The organism is Streptomyces sp. NPDC097981, from assembly GCF_040302565.1.
GTDB lineage: Bacteria > Actinomycetota > Actinomycetes > Streptomycetales > Streptomycetaceae > Streptomyces.
On record NZ_JBEORW010000135.1, the window covers coordinates 1 to 4,709 of the forward strand.

General features: G+C 66.2%; 4 protein-coding genes. 3 read left to right on the plus strand and 1 reads right to left on the minus strand.

Features of this window, described 5'->3' with window-relative positions:
* Positions 1-10: 10 nt before the first annotated feature.
* Positions 11-439 carry a hypothetical protein gene (locus tag ABTY04_RS40370; RefSeq protein WP_352218414.1) on the minus strand — a complete coding sequence of 143 codons (429 nt, stop codon included), beginning with the start codon at positions 437-439 and terminating at the stop codon, positions 11-13.
* Positions 440-785: 346 nt separating this feature from the next.
* Between ABTY04_RS40370 and ABTY04_RS40375 the strand changes: the two genes are divergently transcribed.
* The 3 genes from ABTY04_RS40375 to ABTY04_RS40385 are packed head-to-tail and all read left to right on the plus strand — an operon-like array spanning position 786 to position 4,558.
* On the plus strand, positions 786-1,214 hold the full coding sequence (locus ABTY04_RS40375; protein WP_352218415.1) for a hypothetical protein: 429 nt from the start codon (positions 786-788) through the stop codon (positions 1,212-1,214).
* A gap of 13 nt (positions 1,215-1,227) precedes the next feature.
* A complete protein-coding gene (locus ABTY04_RS40380; RefSeq protein ID WP_352218416.1) occupies positions 1,228-3,510 on the plus strand; it encodes a hypothetical protein in 2,283 nt (760 codons plus the stop codon).
* Between the two features lie 4 nt (positions 3,511-3,514).
* Positions 3,515-4,558 carry a hypothetical protein gene (locus tag ABTY04_RS40385; RefSeq protein WP_352218417.1) on the plus strand — a complete coding sequence of 348 codons (1,044 nt, stop codon included), beginning with the start codon at positions 3,515-3,517 and terminating at the stop codon, positions 4,556-4,558.
* Positions 4,559-4,709: the final 151 nt, after the last annotated feature.

Consider the following 4,709-nt stretch of genomic DNA (forward strand, 5'->3'; position numbering starts at 1 on the left):
CGACACGCCGTCAGCGTCCTCGATCAGGTGACCAGTCATCGCGTCCATCAGGGGTCCCTTCACAGCGGGTGTCCACCTGATTCATGACACTCCCGTAGAGGAGGTCGTCGATGAACTCCCGACGTGCGGCCTCCTCCTGGCGCACGGCCTGGTGCTGGGCGCGCTCGTAGCCTTCGACGAAGGCGTCTACTGCCTGTTCGGTCACGGCAAGAAGCGAACCGGCCTGCTGGATCGGCACCCGGGTGAGGACCTCCTGGGACACGGCCAGGTGCTCGCGGATCATCACGCGCAGCATGAGGCCGAGCTCCGCGGCTCGCTCCCCCTCGGCGCGGCGTGCCTCCAGCTCGGTGCGCGTCATCCGGCGCCCGGTGGTACAGGCGTCGCGCAGGCACTCGGCATACCCCGTCAGCTGGTCTTGCGGTGCTTCCCGCTCCGTCACGCACTCCCCCGTTCTCGTCGCGTCGGCGAACCCGTTGACGCGCAATCAGGTTGCCATAGGCAGCAAAGGGTCCTTCACCGGCAGCGAATGGTGGGTAAAGACTGCCGGTCGACGGCAATGCGCTGCCGTGAAGCGGCGGAGAGGATCAAGGAACGCCCTGTGTCGAGGAGAGCTGCGCCGTGCCCGGTATCCGGTGGTCGCTGCCGCGCGGCGGTACCGGACGCGGCGGGCATCGACGAGCGGCCACCGCAGCTCCTCCACGCCATCGTCGGTTCGTGGTTTGTCCGCGAGCTGGGCCGTTTGACGGTCTGCAGGGAAGAACGTTTTGAGTTGAACGGGGGCGGTCGTGTCGGGGGACTTCACGCAGGAGTGGGGCAGCGAGAGGGCCAGGGCCGCCGATCAGGCAGCGATGCGGCTCAACGGTGTTCCGGCAGCCGACGGCGGTGGCGGTGGGACTTTCGCGTCGACGCCGGCGCAGAAGAGGTCTGCCGCCAACACCATCGAGACCGAGCTGGAGCCGAACACCAAGAAGGCCACGGAGCACGCGGACGAGAGCACCAACACCGCGGTCAAGGGCTTCGACGGCTGGGACGCGGCCGTGGGCCTGAAGAAGGTGGCGGACACGTGGGACCAGCAGGTGAAGGTCCTGATGGGCCGGCTCGGTTCTGAAAAAGGTTCGTTGCGCGGCGCTTCGGGCCTGTTCGTGCAGAACGACCTCGGCACGGGGGACGGATTCCGCCCTCTGGGCGCCCAGTCGAAGCTCAACGGTCTGTGAGGGGGAGCAGTACATGTTGACGTACCACGAAGTGATGTCGACCGACCTGGGCCTGCTGACGACGGCAGCGGGCAAGTGGGACGAGATGGCGGGCGAACTGAAGAAAGTCGAGACCCGTTACGGCGACAGTGTCCAGAAGATCACCATGGGGCCCGACTGGAGCGGCGTCAGCGTCGGCGTCGCCCACACGAGCTTCGCCGCCACACGGTACGAGTACTCCGCCGCCCAGATCCAGGCCAAGGCGGTCGCGAGCCTGCTGCGCGATGCCCACACCCAGTTCGCCGACCTGAAGAAGCGCGTCGAGTCCGCGCGCGACGACGCGATCAAGGCGGGAATGACCGTCTCGGAGCAGGGCAACGTCGCGTTCGACTACGCCAAGCTGACTCCGGCCGAGCGCAGCGCCTACCATCATGATCCTGACGGCCAGACCACCATCCGTGACGCGGTCAACAAGTGGCAGCAGCACATCAACGACCAGGTGAAAGCCGTCTCCGAAGCCGACCACGGGGTAAAGATCGCCCTTGAGGCCGTCGTGGTGGACAGCAACAAGGACGCCTTCGGCAAGGGCAACGACGGAACCCTCAACGGCTTCAACGCCGACGCACAGGGCGACATCGAGGTCTACGAGGCCCGCAACGCCGAGGACATCGCCACCCGCATCAACAGCGGCGACAAGGTGTCGGCAGCCGACTACGCCGAGCTGGACCGCTCCTTCCGCGACAACGCCAAGAGCACCGAGTTCAACCAGACCTTCCTCAATGGGATGGGCGCGCAGAACACGATCAAGCTGACCAACAAGCTCAGCGACCACGCATACGGCGACGACAAGGGCAACCAGCAGCGCTACACCGACCTGCAGAAAGGTCTCGCAAGCTCGCTGTCCAACGCCATGCAGGACCCGAAGTCGAAGTTCTACCAGGACTTCCGGGCACAGCTGAAGCAGGCCGGCCTCCAACAGTTCGACCTGAAGCAGATCGCCGACAGCCCCCAGATCGGCACCGGCCACGGCCAGAAAGTCCGCGGATACCAGAGCCTGATCACGCTCATGCAGAACGGTGACGGCTACTCGGCACCCTTCATGCACGACCTGGCCGACGACATTCGCAGCGCAGAAGACAAGAAGCGCGGCGGGAACCCTGACGTCTGGGATCTGACGAGCGACTTCAGCGGCAAGAACAAGGGCTGGTTCGCGAACGACCCTCTCGACGGCCTCCTCGGCATCATGTCCAAAGACCCTGCGGCCACGACTTCCTACCTCGACCCCGGCCCGGACGGCAAGAACGACAACCTGCAGTACCTGGTAAAGGACCGCGACTGGAACCACGTCGACACCACGTACTGGATGGGGAACATCGAGCACACCGGCAGCGACACCTTCGACAAGGACGTCCGGGCGGGACTGGGACTCGCTCTGGAGAGCGCCACGACCGGCCATGCGCCGGGGTCTGCCAGTACGGAGTTCGGACGGCACCCGGAGGCCGAGGCTCGCGTCATGCATGAGGCTGTCAACCTGTTCGACTACGGCGACGGCAACGGCAAGGACGACAAGGGGCAGCTGAAAGGCCAGGGCGACAACGTCCTCAAGAGCGAGGAGTACGCGAACGTACGCGGTCCCCTCGCCCGGGCGCTCTCCTCCTATTCGCCTGACATCGTGGACATCATTGCCGGCGACGGGCCCGGCGACCTGGTCGGCAAGGACGATGCGCTGGCGAACGGTGACCGCTCCCAGATCCAGAACAGCAGGAGCAGCTTGCTGCGCGTGCTGCGCGGAGTGTCCGAGGACCCGGAGAACTACTTCCTCCTGCACGAGTCCGAGCGCCGGTACATGGCCGAGCAGCTCACCACGCAGGACCTGTCCGACCCCGAAGCACTGAAGAACCGTGCCGCGAAGATCGGTGAGGTCAACGGCGCCATCAACGCCATCGGCGGCGACGTCCACCTCAGCGAACGGGATGCCAAGCTCAGTGCGGCTGGTGACATGCGCGTTTACGGGTACCACGTCATCGGCGGGGCAATCACAGGCATCCCCGTCGTCGGCGACATGGCCCAGCGTGTGGTCGACGGATGCTGGAACGAATGGCTCAAGGGCGTCAGCGCCGAAGAGGGCCTGCTGGCCCGGGAACGCATCAGCTCCGGCAACGACGCGGCACAGACGGACCTCAGCCGGTTCTTCAAGAGCTGGGGCGACGAAACCCACCAGTCGGATACCACGGTCGGTGCCGCCCAGCGCGAAGCACAGCAGAGTTACACCAGCGGGCGGGAAAGCGCCTACGACGCGCTGCGAGAACGGAAGTAATCCAATGTCTGCAAAGACTCCACGAGCACGTCGGCGCCGCACCGTCGCCGGGCTGGCGGCCGCCCTCGTACTGTTGGGCGGTGCCGGGCTGCTCGCCTGGTGGAACACCGACATACTGGGGCAGGACCGATTCTGCGGTGACGCCCTGAACTCGTCGGAAGTGAGCTCCGTGCTGGGCGGCCCCGGAAGACTGGCGCAGAGCGATCTCTACGAGGAATCGGATCCGTACTACTCCTTCTCGTGCAAGGTCCAGCGCACCAGCAAATTCTTGGGCGGCGACCAGCCGCTGCTGGAGGCGGAGCTCTCCTTCGACAAGGCCGATTTCGGGCTGGGCAGTTCGCGCCTGTGGAAGAACGCCTCGGCCTCCTCCTACTTCGTAGGCGGAGCCACCGGAGCGGTCTCCCAGACGCAGGCATGGGTGCTGCTGCCCACAGGCTGCGCCAAGGAAGTCCGGCCGGCCTCACAGCACGCCGACGTGCCGGTGCTCAAGATGAACCTCACCCGGGGCCGCAGTAGCCCGGCGGCGCTGGCGCGGGCTGCGGTGAGCACTGCCCAGCACGTCGCCGAAGGCCTCGGCTGCGCGGACACCACCGCGCTGAAGATGCCCTCTCGCCTGCAGGGTCCGGTGGATGACACCGCCCCCGCCGACGCCTGCGGCATGAAGGGCTTCCGGCTGCCAGAAGCCGCCCTCTTCAAGGGGAAGGCGGAACCTGGCACGGCGCGTGTCACCGGCCACGGGTCCTTGACACGGGTCTGCGAGGTGATGCTCCAAGGTCCCGGTGGCCCCCGGATCACCCTGACCGTCAGCAACGACCCTGCCATGACCAAGGGCGTGCGACGCGACGAGACGGCCACGCAAGGAAGCGGCCGCACCGTCACCGCCTGCTCCCCCGGCGATCTCTACGTCGCCGTGAGTTTCAACGACGCCTACCGAGATGTGCTCTTGGACCAAGGGAAGGACGCCTACGAGACGGCACGCGCCGCCCTCTTCAATTCCTACCGGCATGCCGTGGGCAAGGAATACGGCTGTCCGACTGGCGAAGAATAGCGGGCGACACCCATCTCAAGCCGCGTCGCCCCACCGATTCCGGGCCCTGATCCGGCTTGCGGATCACCCCGGCCGTCGCGAGGCCCCGCCGAAAAAGCCCTGAGCATCCTCAGCTCTCGACCGGATGGTCGACGTCAAGTGCTGATACTCG